This is a genomic window from Yoonia sp. (assembly GCF_036770585.1).
GTDB lineage: Bacteria > Pseudomonadota > Alphaproteobacteria > Rhodobacterales > Rhodobacteraceae > Yoonia.
In genome coordinates this window covers 1-15,497 of sequence record NZ_DAIPIW010000063.1, presented here as the reverse complement: position 1 = coordinate 15,497, position 15,497 = coordinate 1, and the positions used below count along the sequence as shown (strand labels likewise).

Below are 15,497 nucleotides of genomic sequence, written 5' to 3'. Positions count from 1 at the left end.
ACGGCACCACCGGGATAGCCAAACACCGTGTCCACGCCCTGATCGATCAGGGCCTGAACCACCATTTTTGCGCCCGTCATGGTCTTGCTCATCTCATTCGCGTCCTGTCGCAATCTGTTGTCATCTGTCACAAAAAAACCCCCGATTTTGTCGGGGGCGCATGGGAGCATTATGGCTTTACCGTTACCGGCCCATGCGCGCTTTTCTCACCACTAGTACGATGCTGGTCATCTGGCGTCCTTTCGTCTGCGCGGACATTAGTGCGGGCGGATAGGGGGGTCAACCGCCCATCTGGAGAAAATGTCGCCAAATGGGGCGGATTCGTAATTTTCTTTCAGAGCGTGGTTTTGGATCAGTCCAACCTGTCAAGAAAGCCGACGCCACCCCGATAGTCATGCACACGGACAGCGCGGTCAAAGTGGAACGCCGCTTTCTCGCGATCGACGGGTCCGAAAACGCCAAGGGCGGCGATAACGCCGAGCATGACATCTGCCTGACCGCGACTGTCGCCTATGGCGGGCCAACCGCCCCGATGTTTCGCCAGATAAAGGGCGGTGTGACCGAAAGCGCGGGGGCGAAACTCGGGTATTTGCGGTGGTGTGGCGCAGGCCTCGGCGAGGTCAAGTGCCCTCTGCCGCCGCTCAGGCGGATGGGTCAGGGCGTCTTGGACAATGCCTGCACTGATCCGATACAGCGGCTCTGTCATTAGATCGTCCGGCCAGAGATCGCCCAAGACCTTGCGGGCATAGTGGCAGTCGGCATAGGCCAGACCGGCTTGTCCCGCCATGTCGAGCCATTCGAGGTCGCTTGTCGGCAGACCCATCGCCGCCAGCCGGTCGGTGAGGGCCCCCACGTTTCTTTCCGCGATCATCGCAGAGATGCGCTGTGCGGCGCGTGGCTCGCCCTGTTCAAATGACGCAAGGAAGGCCTCCAATGCCAGTTCCATAACCACAAGACGTGCGGGCGAATGGTCGGATGGAGGCATATTGCGGACGCGGTCCACAAGCTCGGCCCCGTGCAGGAACAGGTAATCGGGATCGCCGGTTGCGGCTGCATTTTGCAGGAGCGCGAGTTGTTCGGCCTGTCTGTCTTCGACGAATCTCTCTCTGTTCTCAAATCCCAGCCTTGCGGCCAATAGCGCCATCGAATGTATGTCATCTGCGGCCACATTCCGTTGCAAGAGGTCGATCTGCCGTTCCACCAGCGCGGGGTCGGTATTGAAACGGTATGGGATGCGGTAGGCGATATTGTAGCGCGCCTGCACGAGCCCTTGCGCCGCCGCAGCCTCGAGCAGACGATCCGCGCGGTCGTGGTTCCGGCTGTCACGGGTGCGCAGCAGAATTACAGCGAGGTTGTTCTGGGCTAGCGCGATCCCCTGTTCCGCCGCCAGTTCCAAGACCGCAAGGTCTTCCGCAGGTGGAATCGCAGGCGCGAAAGCACCTTGGGACGCTGCGATGATCCGTTCTGGCGAAAGGTCGGGTTGGCGCTGCTCCGCCCGATAACTGACCGCGACAAGGAACGGCACAACGACGACAAGCACGATCCCTGTGAGCAACCCATAGGAAGCAAGCGTCAGGCGCAAGGCGGGGTCACTCCTGTCGTTTTAGCGGCCGTCGCCGATCTTGTCCCAGGTGCTGGTCTCGAAATCGCTGGCACCATGACGTTCACGCAGTTGCTCTGCCGGATCGCCGAAGGCGCGGTTGACCATGCGCCCCCGCTTGTAGGCCGGTCGTGCCATGATCTGATCCGCCCAGCGGTTCACATGTTCATAGGATCCGACATCGAGAAACGCGCCCGCCTCATAGAGCTGGCCCTTCACCAAGGCCCCATACCATGGACAGGTGGCCATGTCGGCGATCGAATAATCGCTGCCGCCGAGGTATTCGGACTCTTCCAACCGCTGGTCGAGAACATCCAGTTGTCGTTTCGCCTCCATCGCGAAGCGGTTGATCGGATATTCCCATTTTTCGGGCGCATAGGCGTAGAAATGCCCGAAACCGCCGCCCAAGTAGGGCGCCGACCCCTGCAGCCAGAACAGCCAGTTGAGCGTCTCTGTCCGTGGTTCGATCGCTTTGGGAAGAAAGGCGCCGTATTTCTCGGCCAGATAAAGCAGGATCGCGCCGCTTTCGAAAACCCGCACACCGGTGTCCTTGTCGAAGAGGGCGGGGATTTTCGAATTGGGGTTCACATCGACGAAGCCCGAGCCGAACTGGTCGCCTTCGGTGATATTGATCAGCCAGGCGTCATATTCGGCATCATGGCCCGCCGCCAGCAGCTCTTCGAGCATGACGGTGACCTTGACGCCGTTCGGTGTTGCAAGGGAATGAAGCTGCAGCGGGTGCTTGCCGACCGGCAGGTCCTTGTCGTGGGTCGGGCCTGCGATGGGGCGGTTGATATTGGCGAAACGTCCCCCGCTTGCTTGATTCCAGGTCCAGACCTTCGGCGGGGTGTAGGTCGGCGTTTCAGACATGAGGGCAGCACTCCTTCGATCGCGTTACTGTCCCAAAGTGGGTCGCAACGGCAGGGGGTGCAACCGTCTTGCGGGAAACGCGCCCGAAAAATTTCAGCCCCTGCGCGGTGATCTTGGCCGTGGTCGGCAGGTGACGTCACGGGTCGATGGTCAGGTCATGGTGGTTGACAAATCCTGCAGGCGAACGCCGATTACCTATATTCTGTCAACATTTCGCCTCTTTGTTGGGAATAGTCTTCCCCAAGGAAACCAGAAACCGAGGGTAATTTTATGGATCTTCATACGAAAAATTTCGCGACGGGGCGCAAGTCATTGGGCGCCAAGGGCGCTGCGGCAAGTCTTGTGGCCGTCATGGCCGCATCCGCAGGGCTGCTGACGCTGTCCACGACCGAGGCGGCTGCACAGGAAGCCTGCTCTATCTATACTGTCGTGCCGGGCGATACGCTTAGCCAGATCGCGTCGCGCGCCGAAGTGCGGGGCGGCTTTCAGTTGCTGTTCGACGCGAACCGCGACGTGCTGAGGAACCCGAACGTCATCGAGGTCGGGCAAGCGCTGAAGATTCCCTGTGCCGACGGGTCCTTGCCCGGCACCGGTGCCGCGCCTGTCGTTGCGGCCTCGACCGAACCTGCACCGGTCACGACGCAACCCACCCGCGCGCTGCGCATCGCCACCGCGACAAACTACCGGCCGTTCTCGGACGAGGACCTGCCCGGTGGCGGCATGATCACCCGCATGGTCGATCGCTCGATGCAGCTGGGCAACCCCGATCAGGCCTATACGATTTCTTTCGTCAATGACTGGGGTTCGCATTTCGAACTGGCCGAGCTTGGGGCGCTGGACATGGTGTTCCCGTGGTTCAAGCCCGACTGCGACCGTATCGAGAACCTTGGGCCGGCCAGTGCCTATCGTTGCACCAACTTCAACCACTCGGACGCGTTCTACGAAATTCTAATCGATTTCTACACGCTCAATGGCAGTGAATACGCCAATGCGACGACCCATGCAGACCTTTTCGGCGCGCGCGTCTGCCGCCCCGAGGCATGGTTCCTCTTCGACATGGAAGCGACAGAGCTGGTCGAGCCGAACATCACGCTTGTGCAGCCGGTTTCGCAACAAGCCTGCGTGGAACTGCTGCGCAACGGCGAAGTCGATGTCATGACCTATGACGCCCTGCCCGCCGAGGAAGACATCCGCCAAGCCGGCATGGTCGACGAGATCACCACGCTCGAAGCGCTGCGCGGCACCGTGACCTCGCATATCTTCGTGGGCAAGGACAACGCCTTCGCAAACGAGGCGCTGCCGATCATCAACGCCGGTCTGGAAGAGCTGCGTCTGTCGGGCGAGTGGTTCACCATCGTGCGTGAAAGCATCCAGCAGACCGTCGAGAACTGATCCCGCGACGGTCCAGGCGGACCCCAAGACAGCCCCGCGTCTGCAAAGGCGCGGGGTTTTTCGTGGTCGGACGGGACCACAGAAGGGCACCTTGCCCGCCGCTAGACACAAGAATCGTCTGACCCTGTCCATCGGGCGGAATTGCACAATAAGTGACCAAAAACGGACCGGATTCCCTGTTAGCGCCCAAACACCCGGTCGGATTGGTAAGAAAAACAGACAATTTTGGCCTGATGACCAATATCAACGCTTTATCTTCCGCAAGGTGACGCTAGGATGCGGGCACTTTCAACGCTGCCTCAAGGGAGAGGGGCAGCTTTTCATCCGGGAGAAAACTATATGGATCGTCGTTCCTTTCTAAAGAATTCCGCCGTCGGTGGTGCAGCGGCTGCTGCAAGCACGCTGGCAGCGCCCGCCTATGCTCAGGGTCGCCGCACGCTGACGATGGTGACATCCGTTCCTGACGGTTTTGCCGTATTCGACGATGCGGCCGTCCACTTCGTGGACGTTGTCAACGCCATGATGGATGGTCAGATCACGATCGAAAAGCGTGCAGCCGGTCAGCTGGTCGGTGCATTCGAAGTCTTCGACGCCGTCTCGTCCGGTCAGGCGGATATCTACCACTCGGCCGATTACTACTTCGGCGGCCAGCACCCAGGTTACTACTTCTTCACCGCCGTGCCTTTCGGTGCGACCGGTGGCGAGATGACAAGCTGGTATCACCACGGCGGCGGCAAAGAGCTGCATGACGAACTGGGCGAGATCTTCAACCTCAAGTCGTTCTTCTGCGGCAACACCGGCCACCAGCCCGGCGGCTGGTTCAACAAGGAAATCAACACCGCTGCCGACCTTCAGGGTCTGAAGTTCCGGATGCCCGGTATCGGTGGTCTGGCACTGGGCCGCACCGGTGCCTCGATCCAGAACATCCCCGGCGGCGAAATCTATCAGGCGCTGGCGTCGGGTGCGATCGACGGGGCGGAATGGATCGGCCCATTCGCGGACGAACGTCTTGGCTTCCAGGAAATCTGCGAATTCTACTATACCTCCGGCATGCACGAGCCGGGTTCGGTTCTGTCGGCTGCCTTCAACCGCGACGTCTGGAATGAAATGACACCGGCGCAGCAGGCGATCTGTGAAACAGCGGCCTATGCGACACATGAATGGTCGCTGTCGCAGTCGAACTACAACAACGGTGCCGCACTGGCCCGCCTTCAGTCCCAAGGCGTCAAGGTCATGCAGTTCTCGGACGAGATCTGGGACGCCTTCGGCGTTGCCTCGGATGAGGCGTTGAACGAGTTCATGGGCGACGAGCTGTTCGCGCGCATCCGTGCCAGCCAGGAAGAGGCAGCGCAGTCTGTCTTCAACTGGACCAGCATTTCCGATGAGGTCTTCACCCGCCAGCGGAACCGCATCAAGGCAGGCTAAGGACGCTTGCCGGACCGTCAGGTCCGGTAACGATACGTCGCAGGGCCCCGCGACAGGTGGGGCCCTGCGGATTTGACGCGACACTTTGCAGCCGGGGGACTCCTATGGGACTGGTTGAATCATGGGGTGGGAGCGCGATCGGATGGTTTTTCGCCAATATGATCGAGGCCTACTACAATTTCTTTTACGCGATCTTCAACCCCGGTCTCTGGCTCTCCTGGGTCACGTCGATCAACGCGCCGATGGATGACGCCCAGAAAGAGGCGCTGGCTCGGTTCATGTATTACGGTGCCTCGGTCGAGTTTTTCTTTGTCACCTTCAATATCTTCCTGATCGTCACCGCGGTGGGCCTGGTCAGGAACAGCTTCATGTGGGGCTGTGTGCGCGGCCTTGAAGGCTTTGCCAATGTGGTCGGCCGTGTCGCCGCCTGGGCGGGCCTTCTGATGGTGCTGCAACAGATCGTCATCATCTTCATGCAGCGCGTTTTCGCCGTGGCCGAGATCGGGATCGGCTTTGGCACAACCTTCACCAAGGACGTCAGCTGGTGGTCGGAAGAGCTGAAGCTTTACAATGCGATGATCGTCTGCCTCTGCGCCGCCTATACCTTCGTGCAAGGCGGGCATGTCCGCGTCGATCTTGTCTATTCCGCAATCAGCTATCGCGCCAAGCGGGTGGTGGACATGTTTGGCTCGCTGATCTTCATGATCCCGGGCACGCTGGTGATCTGGCTTTACGGCTGGTTCTTTCTGTGGCGGCACCTTGTGGTGCCGAACCCTGCGGCCTCAAGCTCGCTTGACCGGCTGTTGACGCAGTCGCGCGCCCTGCGCTGGAACATCGAGACCATCGGCTTCTCGCCCAACGGGTTCAACGCCTACTTCCTGTTCAAAGTCCTGCTGGTTGTCTTCGCGCTGATGCTGCTGTTGCAGGCGGTGGCATTCTTCTACCGCTCTTATCTGGAGTGGAAAGAGGGTGAGGAAAGCGAGGGCAAATACCTCGACAAAGACGTGCTTGGCGATCCCACCGCCGAAAAAGTCGCGCAGATTCATTAAGATAGGGCAGGACAGATGCTTTTCGGATTAGACGGTATCGAAATCGGTATCATTATCGTGTTCCTGACCCTTTTCGCGGGGATCTTGTCGGGGTTTCCGGTGGCTTTCGCCATCATGGGCGCGGCGGTCATTTCTTTCGCGATCATCGCGGCGCTTGATAGCGCGGGCATCCTGCTGCACGCGGCGGTCGATACCTCGAGCGCGGAATTCCGCGATCTGGTGAATTCGGGGGTCAGGCAAGAGACCATCTCGGTCTTCAGTTATCCAGACCTGCCGCGCTACGAGGTGCCGCTGTTTCCGCAAGGCTGGGAAACGGCGCTGGACCGCAATATCGGCTTCATGGTCAACCGGATGAATGAACGCGTGCTGGCGGGGCAGTCGATCGAGACGCTGCTGGCGGTTCTGATGTTCGTCATGATGGGGATCGTGCTGGAACGCTCGCGCATCGCGGACGAGTTGCTGACGACCATGGCCAAGGTCTTTGGCCCGCTGCCGGGCGGGCTGGCGGTGTCCATCGTGATCGTGGGCGCTTTCCTTGCCGCCTCGACCGGGATCGTGGGGGCGACGGTTGTCACCATGGGCCTGCTGGCGCTGCCGACGATGCTGAAGAACGGCTATTCGCCGCAACTGTCGACCGGTGTCATCGCCGCCTCGGGAACGCTGGGGCAGATCATCCCGCCCTCGATCGTAATCGTGCTGCTGGGGACGCTGGCGGGTGACATCTATTCCGCCGCACAGGAAAACCGCGCGCAGATCAATGGCTGCACCGACGCGCTGACCTATCTGGGTCAGCCTGCGGTGCTGTCGGTGGGCACGTTGTTTCAGGCGGCGCTTTTGCCGGGGATCCTGCTGGCCGTGCTTTACGCGGGCTATGCCTTCATCTTCGCCCTGATCAACCCGTCCAAGGCCCCACCGGTCCAGTTCAGCGACGACAGCGGTGAGGTGATCACCCGCAACGACAGCTTTACATGGTTCCTTGCGGTGCCTGTCGGGATCATCGGTCTGGCGATCGGTTTGTCTCAGACGAACATCATGGGGTCGCAAAGCATCATCGTGAACAGCTTCACCGACTCGACGCCTGCGGCCTCTTTGCGGACGCGCGTCGGTGACGAATGCCGCGACTCGATGATCGCGCTGCACGGGCAACAGGCCTGGGATCGGGCCGTGACCGAACAGGCTGCCATCGATGCCGCCGGTGGCGATCAGGCCTCGCGCGCGCTGTCGCCCGAAGAGCGCGCCGAACTGCGGGTCCAGGCGATTGCCAATGCCGCCCCCATCGGGACGGGTCTGGGCGTGCTGGCCGTGCTGCTGGGTCTGACCTTTGCCATCGCGCGCGGTGTTGCGCCAAGTGCCGATCACCGGCCGATCTGGATCGGGATGGCGGGTGTCGGATTGATCCTGCTGGCGGATATCGTGCTGATCTCGGCGGCGACCTCGCCGGGGATGACGTTGATGATCCTGTTGATCCCGCTTGCCGTCACCTACATCGGGCTGCGACCGGCGATCACCTATCTGGGCCGCAACGACATCCTGCGCGTGGTCTTCCCGCCCCTGGTTCTGATCGTCGCTGTTCTGGGCTCGATCCTTGGCGGCATCACCAACCCGACGCCGGCTGCGGCCTTGGGTGCCGGTGGCGCGATCCTGCTGGCGGCCTACCGCAAACGCAAGGATCAGGGGCTATCGGGGCGGATTGTCGTCTACAGCGCGCTGGCGATTGTCGTCATGCTGATCATCGGCGGCAATTTCGATCTGCGCATGGGCCAAGAGGTTGTCACCTTCGAGAACCGTCTGGCCTATCTGGTCGCCTTCGGCAGCTTCCTCTTTGCGATGTTCGGCCTTCTGTGGTCCTGCTGGGTCCTGATCTCGGGCGGGGTTCTGGCGCCGGTCGTGCGGGAGACGGCGAAAGTGACCTCGATGGTGTTCACCATCCTGATCGGCTCGCAGCTTTTGAACCTCGTATTGATCTCATTCGGGGGCGAGCATCACATCCAGCAGTTCCTGCGGTCTTTCGACAGCGAATTGCAGGTCTTCCTGCTGGTCATGCTGGTGCTGTTCGTGCTGGGCTTCGTGCTGGACTTTCTCGAGATCATCTACATCGTGATCCCGATTGTCGGACCGGTCATCTATGGTGGCACCTTCGACCCGGCTTGGGTGACGATCATGATCGCGGTGAACCTGCAAACCTCGTTCCTGACGCCGCCCTTCGGCTTTGCGCTGTTCTACCTGCGCGGGGTGGCGCCGAAATCGATCACCACCGGCGAGATCTATCGCGGGGTCTTGCCGTTCATCGGTATTCAGGTTTTGGGGCTGATCCTGCTTTACTTCTTCCCGGGCGTCGTGACGATCATCCCCGATCTTCTGAACTGATCGGGGGACCCTGACATGAAAAACGGGCGGTCCCGGATGGGCCGCCCGTTTGCGTTTCGGGGTCACGTCACCTGCGTCAGGGCAGGCTGATCCGCGCCACCTGTTCGGCGATGGGATCGGTAGACAGGGGATGCACGTCGATGCTATAGTCGGCACTGTCGCGTATCGGTTCCCAATGCCCCGCGCGGTAGACCTCGACCCCCGAGAACTTGGATTTGTAATCCATCTTCGGGCTGCCGGGCACCCAGTATCCCAGATAGACATACGGCAGGCCCAGTTTCTTGGCCACGCGGATATGGTCGAGGATCACATAAGTCCCCAGCGAAAGGCGTTTGGCCTGCGGGTCGAAGAAGGAATAGACCATCGACAACCCGTCATCGAGGATATCGGTCAGGCAGACCGCCTTGAGGTCCCGGCCGTCGGAATATTCGAACAGACGCGAGCGGATCGGCGTTTCCTCGACCATGGCTGCGAATTCGAACATGTCCATATCGGCCATGCCGCCATTGGCGTGTCGGTCATCCAGATAGGATCGGAACAGATCGTATTGATCTTCGGTTGCCCAAGGCGAGGTCGCGCGGCGTTCCAGATAGGCCGCGCGTTTCTTGACCCGTGTCTGGCTGCGCGTCGGTTTGAACTTCTTGACATCGATGCGGGCCGACATGCAGGCCGAACACTCGGCACAGGAGGGGCGGTAGAGCACATTCTGCGACCGGCGGAAGCCCTGTTTGGACAGCGCATCGTTCAGCTGCGTGGCGCTGTCGCCCTGCAGGGCCGTGAACAGTTTCCGCTCCATCCTGTCGGGCAGGTAGGGGCAGGGCTGGGGGGCTGTCACATAGAATTGTGGCGCAAGAGGCAGTGAATGCTTCATGGGGGTTCCGTCGTTGTCGCGCGAAACTTTAGCATGGAATTTTCATTCGCCAAGTAGGTCGCGCAAGCGAAGGTGCCAGCCCTGCTGTGCCCGCCGCAAGCGGACCTTCGGGGTGACGCTACCCCCGTCCATAGATCGACGGGGGCCGGTGGGGAACCGGCCCCCCGCACAGGGCCAAGCCTTAGGCGGTGGCGGGACCTGTGGTGTCGTCGCGTGTTGCGACGTCGCGGCTGTCGTTCTTGCGGGCGCGTTCGTCCATGAACTGGTCGAACTCGGCCTTGTCCTTGGAGTCACGCAGACGCTTGAGGAAGGCCTCGAAGTTGTCCTGTTCCTCTTGCAGGCGGCGCAGGGTCTCGGCCTTGTAGGCGTCGAAGGCGCTGTTGCCCGAGGTCCGGCCTGCCGTGATGTTGCGGCTGAGGGATTTGCAGGAAGAATTGGTCATGCGTTTGCTCCAGATCATGTAGGCCAGAAGGGCAAGGCCGATCGGCCAGAAGAGGATGAAGCCGAGAACCATGGCGGCGATCCATGCGCCTTTGCCACGTTCGTCGAGCCAAGCCTCGGCCCGGGCAAAGAAACCGGGGCGGTGGTCGATCGCCATGGGGGTCTGCGAAGTGGCGGTGGTCATGGGTGGCTCCTTTTAGCTTGTTGGACAATGTGAATGTCTTTCACATCACCGATATCGGGAACCTTGCGGGGGATTTCAAGAGAAAATGTGAATGTTTTTTACATTTACATTTATTACGTTGTGAAATCAGAAAGTTGTGCGCCAGAAATCCTGATCAGATCAGCGGGAGTGATGGGAAAGATATGCCGTGGCGTGCCCGCTGCGGCATAGATGACCGCAAAATCGCAAAGCCGCCGGTCGAAGAATCCCCTGATGGGGGTCAGATGCCCGACAGGGGCGACCCCGCCGATGGCGAAACCTGTCTGGGCGCGGATCAATGCGGCGTCGGCCTTTCCCAAAGGCTCGCCCGCCAGCGCGCTTGCCTTTGCCGGATCGACCTGATTGCCGCCTGCGGTGATGAAGAGGATGGCTTGGCCCGTGTCCTGACCTGCAAAGATCACCGATTTGGCGATCTGGTCGCGCGCGCATCCCGCCGCATCCGCCGCCTGTTGTGCGGTGCGTGTTTCGGGCCCCAGTTCAAGCGGGGTGATCATCAATCCGGCATCCGCAAGCGCGCGGATCACGCGGTTCAGGCTCTTGCTCATCGGTTCCTCTTGGCTTGGCCGGTTCTTGATGATTGACCTTGGACAGGGGCGCAATACTCTGCCGGTATGAATTTCGCCGATCGCATCACCCGCGCGCCGATTGCCCATGATCCCGACCGCGGCGCGGCGGCGCTGGCCTGTTGCGGGACGCTGCCCGAGGGGATCGCCAGGGTCGTGGCGGGGGCGGCGGGATGCAGCCCCTATCTTGCCGATCTCATCGCGCGCGAGGCGGATTGGCTGGTCGGGGCCTTCGATGATCCCGAAGCGGCGTTCGACGCGCTTGTCGCCACCATTCCGACCCAGACGCTGGATGCCTTGCCGATGGCCCTGCGGCAGGGGAAACGGCGGCTTGCCCTGCTGGCGGCACTGGCCGATCTTGGCGGGGTCTGGCCGCTGGAACAGGTGACGCAGGCGCTGACCACCTTTGCGGATGCGGCGGTGCAGGCGGCGGTCACGGCGCTCGTCGGGGCCGAGGTCGCGCGGGGCCGCCTGCCAGCATCCGACGATCCGGCCGATGCCAGCGGCATGGTCGTGCTGGCCATGGGCAAGATGGGCGCGGGCGAGTTGAACTATTCGTCCGACATCGACCTGATCTGCCTCTTCGACGAAACCCGCTTTGCCCCCGAGGACTACCACGAGGTCCGCGCCGCCTTCATCCGCGTGACCCGGCAGATGGCGGCCATGCTTTCGGACATGCGCGAGGGCGGCTATGTCTTCCGCACCGACCTGCGCTTGCGGCCCGATGCCTCGGTCACGCCGGTCTGTCTGTCGCTGGAAGCCGCCGAGCGCTATTACGAAAGCGTCGGGCGCACATGGGAACGCGCCGCCTACATCAAGGCCCGTGTCTGTGCCGGCGACAAGGCTGCCGGTGCGCGGTTCCTCAAGGCCCTGACGCCCTTTGTCTGGCGCAAGCACCTTGATTTCGCGGCTATTCAGGACGCCCATGACATGCGGCTGAAGATCCGTGATCACAAAGGATTGCACGGACCGCTGGTGCTGGAAGGGCACAACATGAAGCTGGGGCGGGGCGGTATTCGCGAGATCGAATTTTTCACCCAGACGCGGCAGTTGATCGCTGGCGGGCGCGATCCGGGCTTGCGCGACAGCACGACGAAAGGCGGGCTGAACAGGCTGGCAGAGGCGGGCTGGGTGCCAAGAGACGTCGCCGATCAGCTTTACGATCACTACCGCTTCCATCGCGAGGTCGAGCATCGGCTGCAGATGATCAACGATGCGCAGACGCAGGTTCTGCCCGCTGACGCGGAAGGCTTCGCGCGGCTGGCGGCCTTCATGGGGACATCGGACATGGCCCTGCGCCAAGAGCTTGAAACACGGCTGGAGGCGGTCCACGATCTGATCGAGGGGTTCTTTGCCCCCGAAGCCGCGACTGATGCGCCGGTGCCCGATTGGGGCAGCGAGGTGGTCAGCCGCTGGCCCACCTATCCGGCCCTGCGATCCCCGCGCGCGACCGAGATCTTCACCCGCCTGCGTCCCGAAATCCTCGGCCATCTGCAGCAGGCCGCCAAACCGGACGAGGCGCTCGCCCAATTCGACGGGTTCCTGCGCGGGTTGCCTGCGGGGGTGCAGCTCTTTTCGCTGTTCGAGGCCAATCCGCAGTTGACCCAGCTGATCGTCGATATCTGCGCGACGGCACCGGCGCTGGCGCAATATCTGTCGCGCAATGCGGGTGTCTTCGATGCGGTGATCGGGGGCAGTTTCTTCAGCGATTGGCCCGGGGTCGCGGCCCTGACGCAGGACCTTTCCAGCCATCTGGCCACGGCGGGCGATTACGAGGCACAGCTTCTTGCAGCGCGTCGCTGGGCCAAGGAATGGCATTTCCGAATCGGGGTGCATTTTCTGCGCGGGCTGATCGATACCGCCGAGGGGGCAAGGCAATACGCCGATCTGGCCGATGCGGTCCTGCGCGCGCTCTGGCCGGTGGTGACGGCGGAGTTTGCGAAAAAACACGGGCAGCCCCCGGGGCGGGGCGGCGCATTGGTCGCGATGGGATCGCTGGGGCTGCAAAGGCTGCATGCGGGCTCTGATCTGGATCTCATCATGATCTATGACGCGGGGGCGATCGACTGGTCCGACGGTCCGCGCCCGCTGGCGACGCGAAGCTATTTCGCGCGGCTGACGCAAGCCTTGGTGACGGCGCTGACAGCGCCCATGGCCGAGGGGCGGCTTTACGACGTCGATATGCGCTTGCGGCCATCGGGACGGCAGGGGCCGGTGGCAACGGCGCTTGCGGCCTTTGCGGATTATCAGCGGACCGAGGCCTGGACATGGGAACACCTTGCATTGACACGGGCCCGCCCGGTGGTGGGCGATGCGGGGTTGATGGCGCAGATCGAAGAGATCCGCCGCGCCGTCATCGCCGAAAAGGCGGGCAACCCCGCGATCCGCGCGGATGTCGCCGACATGCGCCGGCGCCTGCAGGCAGCCCATGGCGACGGCAACTCAAGCGAACCCAAGTCAGGGGCGGGCCGCCTGCAGGATATCGAGCTTTTCGCGCAAGCGCAGGCCTTGATGGCCGGTGCGGCCGATGCGCAACCCGAGGCGCAATTGGCGGCCGGTGTCGCGGCCGGCTGTCTGGATGCTGCGGATGCGGATGTGCTGACGCGGGCGGGCAGGCTCTTCTGGAAGGTGCAGATGTCCTTGCGGCTTGTCACATCCGAGGCGGTCGCGATCGGCGATCTGGACGAAGGGGCGCGACGGCTGCTCTTGCGGGAAACGGCAGCGCCGGATATCGCGACACTGGACATGCAGATGACGGATGCCGCATTGCGTGCCGGGGCGATCATCGCGCGGGACCTGAGGGTCGAAGGACAGGTGTGACATGGCAGAGGTGGGGATTTTTGATCCCAAGGGTCTGATCCGCGAGGCATTCCGGATCGAGGGCGTCACCGCCCCCGAATGCCGCAGCATCTTCCTTGATTGGGCGCTGGGGCTGCCTTTGGACCGTGAACCGAAGGCCGAGGTTGCGGCGCTGATTGCATATTACGCGCCCGATGTGCCGGCGGATCATCCCATGATGGTCACGCTGAAGGCGGCGCTGGATGATGCGGGGCCTGCGCGGCGCAAGGGCGGACGGGCCGGGCGGCTGGTCTGACATGGGCCGGTTGCCAGCCTGCCCGTTACAGATGCCGCGGGGGGCCAGCGCGACCTGCTAGAAGTCTTCCCAGAATATGACTTGCCCTCGGTCCCGGTCGCCAAGGCGCTGTGTGTCGTCTGCGGCGCAACGTTTCGGGCAGGGGGCGGGGCGGCGGCCCTTGTCGTGCTTTCGATCGCACGCGCCAGGGCATCCGATTTCAGGCCCGCGCTAGGTGCCGCGATCACGGTCCCCGAGATGGCGAACCTGTTCATCAGGCTGCCAAGGCGCGCTGTCTCTTGCGCAAGGTCTTCGCCGCGGGACAATGAATCCTGCACCATCGCCGCGTTCTGCTGCGTCACCTGATCCAACTGGTTCACCCCGATGTTGATCTCGGACAGACCGGTGGCCTGTTCCTCGGCGCTGGCCGCGATCTGGCCTGTCATCTGGGCGATGTCGTTGACCTGCGTGATGATTTCGCCCAAGGCCTCGCCCGCATGTCCGACCAGCGCTGTTCCCTGTTCGACATGGCGCGAGCTATTGGCGATCAGCGCCGAGATTTCCTTGGCCGCTTCAGCCGAACGCTGCGCCAGCGCGCGGACTTCGGATGCGACCACGGCAAATCCACGCCCCGATTCGCCGGCCCGTGCGGCCTCGACGCCGGCGTTCAGCGCCAGCAGGTTGGTCTGAAAGGCGATGTCGTCGATGACGCCGATGACCCGCGCGATCTGGCTGGCGGATTGTTCGATCTCGCTCATCGCTGAGACGGCCTGCGCGACAACCTGGCCGTTGCGTTCGGCCTCTTGGCGGGCCTTGTCGACCGAGGCGTCGACCGATCTTGCGTGGTCGGCGGCCTGTTTGACGCTGGCCGTCAATTCGTCCAGTGCGGCGGCGGTCTGTTCGAGCGTGGCGGCCTGATTTTCGGTGCGTTGCGAAAGTTCGACTGTGGCGCTTTGTGAAACCTCCGAGGTTGCGCTGATCCGTTTGCCGGTTGCGGCCACATCGCAAATCGCCTGATCGAGTGCCTTGACGGCCGCATTGAAATTCACGCGCAGGTCTTCATAATCGGGGGCGATGCTTTCGGTGATCTGCGTCGTCATATCGCCTTTCGCAAGATCGGCCAGCTTGGCCTTCATGATGCCGACGACGGCGTCCTGTTCTTCCCGCATCCGTTGCCTCTGGGCCGAGGCGGCGGCCCGTTCGATCTGCGCCTCTTTGAAGATATTCAGCGCCCGCGCCATGCGCCCCAGTTCATGGTCATGTTCCACGCCGGTGATGTCGACCGCATTGTTGCCGCCCGCCAGTTGATCGGTGGTATCGGCCAGCCGTCCGACGGACCTGCCGATCCATCGTCCGATGAGAAAGGCCGCGACAAGCCCTGTGATCGTTGCCAGCAGACCGACCACGGGCAGGATGATCAGCAAGTGGTCCACGATCGCCGCGCCTTGCGGTCCGATCACCTGCTCGCGGTCGACGATGTCCTGTGCCAGCGCGTCCAGTTGTTCCGCGACCGCGGGCCCGATCCGGTCAAGGATGGTCGTCTCGATCTCGATGGCCCGCGTTGACGCCGCGCTATAGCCGGCAAGCGACGCGCCGTAGCCGTCATAGGTCTGCCGCAGGTCC

At 62.3% G+C, this 15,497-nt stretch carries 12 protein-coding genes; 6 read left to right on the top strand and 6 right to left on the bottom strand.

What is annotated here, in order from left to right:
* Positions 1 to 352: 352 nt before the first annotated feature.
* The gene (locus tag V7N12_RS11000; protein WP_333714603.1) at positions 353 to 1,582 is read right to left on the bottom strand and encodes a hypothetical protein; all 1,230 of its coding nucleotides are present in this window, start codon (positions 1,580 to 1,582) and stop codon (positions 353 to 355) included.
* Positions 1,583 to 1,603: 21 nt separating this feature from the next.
* Positions 1,604 to 2,470, bottom strand: a complete 867-nt coding sequence (gene yghU, locus V7N12_RS10995; protein WP_333714601.1) for a glutathione-dependent disulfide-bond oxidoreductase — start codon at positions 2,468 to 2,470, stop codon at positions 1,604 to 1,606.
* Between the two features lie 270 nt (positions 2,471 to 2,740).
* On the opposite strand from yghU, the gene V7N12_RS10990 reads away from it, so the two are divergent.
* The 4 genes from V7N12_RS10990 to V7N12_RS10975 all read left to right on the top strand — a co-directional run bounded on the left by V7N12_RS10990 (position 2,741) and on the right by V7N12_RS10975 (position 8,703).
* Positions 2,741 to 3,862: a LysM peptidoglycan-binding domain-containing protein gene (locus V7N12_RS10990; RefSeq protein WP_333714600.1), complete on the top strand. Its 1,122-nt coding sequence runs from the start codon at positions 2,741 to 2,743 to the stop codon at positions 3,860 to 3,862.
* Positions 3,863 to 4,201: 339 nt separating this feature from the next.
* Positions 4,202 to 5,287 (top strand): TRAP transporter substrate-binding protein, encoded by a 1,086-nt coding sequence (locus V7N12_RS10985; protein WP_333714599.1) that lies wholly within the window; start codon positions 4,202 to 4,204, stop codon positions 5,285 to 5,287.
* Between the two features lie 104 nt (positions 5,288 to 5,391).
* Positions 5,392 to 6,336, top strand: coding sequence for a TRAP transporter small permease subunit (locus V7N12_RS10980; RefSeq protein WP_333714598.1), 945 nt, complete (start codon positions 5,392 to 5,394; stop codon positions 6,334 to 6,336).
* A 15-nt stretch (positions 6,337 to 6,351) separates the two neighbouring features.
* Positions 6,352 to 8,703: a TRAP transporter large permease gene (locus tag V7N12_RS10975; RefSeq protein WP_333714597.1), complete on the top strand. Its 2,352-nt coding sequence runs from the start codon at positions 6,352 to 6,354 to the stop codon at positions 8,701 to 8,703.
* Between the two features lie 76 nt (positions 8,704 to 8,779).
* Here the strand turns inward: V7N12_RS10975 and V7N12_RS10970 are convergent, their stop codons facing one another.
* The 3 genes from V7N12_RS10970 to V7N12_RS10960 all read right to left on the bottom strand — a co-directional run bounded on the left by V7N12_RS10970 (position 8,780) and on the right by V7N12_RS10960 (position 10,783).
* Positions 8,780 to 9,574 carry an arginyltransferase gene (locus tag V7N12_RS10970; protein WP_333714595.1) on the bottom strand — a complete coding sequence of 265 codons (795 nt, stop codon included), beginning with the start codon at positions 9,572 to 9,574 and terminating at the stop codon, positions 8,780 to 8,782.
* Between the two features lie 181 nt (positions 9,575 to 9,755).
* Positions 9,756 to 10,199: a DUF2852 domain-containing protein gene (locus V7N12_RS10965; protein ID WP_333714594.1), complete on the bottom strand. Its 444-nt coding sequence runs from the start codon at positions 10,197 to 10,199 to the stop codon at positions 9,756 to 9,758.
* A gap of 113 nt (positions 10,200 to 10,312) precedes the next feature.
* On the bottom strand, positions 10,313 to 10,783 hold the full coding sequence (locus V7N12_RS10960) for a YbaK/EbsC family protein (protein ID WP_333714593.1): 471 nt from the start codon (positions 10,781 to 10,783) through the stop codon (positions 10,313 to 10,315).
* A gap of 66 nt (positions 10,784 to 10,849) precedes the next feature.
* Here V7N12_RS10960 and V7N12_RS10955 point away from each other — a divergent pair, with 66 nt between their 5' ends.
* Both V7N12_RS10955 and V7N12_RS10950 read left to right on the top strand, forming a co-directional pair.
* Positions 10,850 to 13,621, top strand: coding sequence for a glutamine-synthetase adenylyltransferase (locus V7N12_RS10955; protein ID WP_333714591.1), 2,772 nt, complete (start codon positions 10,850 to 10,852; stop codon positions 13,619 to 13,621).
* Between the two features lies 1 nt (position 13,622).
* The gene (locus tag V7N12_RS10950; protein ID WP_333714590.1) at positions 13,623 to 13,895 is read left to right on the top strand and encodes a hypothetical protein; all 273 of its coding nucleotides are present in this window, start codon (positions 13,623 to 13,625) and stop codon (positions 13,893 to 13,895) included.
* Here V7N12_RS10950 and V7N12_RS10945 read toward each other — a convergent pair.
* Positions 13,808 to 15,497, bottom strand: a 1,690-nt coding sequence (locus V7N12_RS10945) for a methyl-accepting chemotaxis protein (RefSeq protein ID WP_333714588.1), incomplete at its 5' end; no start/stop codon positions are given. The two genes, V7N12_RS10950 and V7N12_RS10945, sit on opposite strands and share 88 nt — an antisense overlap.

Coding starts and splice junctions, on each gene's coding strand:
- yghU (WP_333714601.1), bottom strand. CDS start 2,470: ATGTCTGAAACGCCGACCTACACCCCGCCGAAGGTCTGGACCTGGAAT.
- V7N12_RS10990 (WP_333714600.1), top strand. CDS start 2,741: ATGGATCTTCATACGAAAAATTTCGCGACGGGGCGCAAGTCATTGGGC.
- V7N12_RS10985 (WP_333714599.1), top strand. CDS start 4,202: ATGGATCGTCGTTCCTTTCTAAAGAATTCCGCCGTCGGTGGTGCAGCG.
- V7N12_RS10980 (WP_333714598.1), top strand. CDS start 5,392: ATGGGACTGGTTGAATCATGGGGTGGGAGCGCGATCGGATGGTTTTTC.
- V7N12_RS10975 (WP_333714597.1), top strand. CDS start 6,352: ATGCTTTTCGGATTAGACGGTATCGAAATCGGTATCATTATCGTGTTC.
- V7N12_RS10970 (WP_333714595.1), bottom strand. CDS start 9,574: ATGAAGCATTCACTGCCTCTTGCGCCACAATTCTATGTGACAGCCCCC.
- V7N12_RS10965 (WP_333714594.1), bottom strand. CDS start 10,199: ATGACCACCGCCACTTCGCAGACCCCCATGGCGATCGACCACCGCCCC.
- V7N12_RS10960 (WP_333714593.1), bottom strand. CDS start 10,783: ATGAGCAAGAGCCTGAACCGCGTGATCCGCGCGCTTGCGGATGCCGGA.
- V7N12_RS10955 (WP_333714591.1), top strand. CDS start 10,850: ATGAATTTCGCCGATCGCATCACCCGCGCGCCGATTGCCCATGATCCC.
- V7N12_RS10950 (WP_333714590.1), top strand. CDS start 13,623: ATGGCAGAGGTGGGGATTTTTGATCCCAAGGGTCTGATCCGCGAGGCA.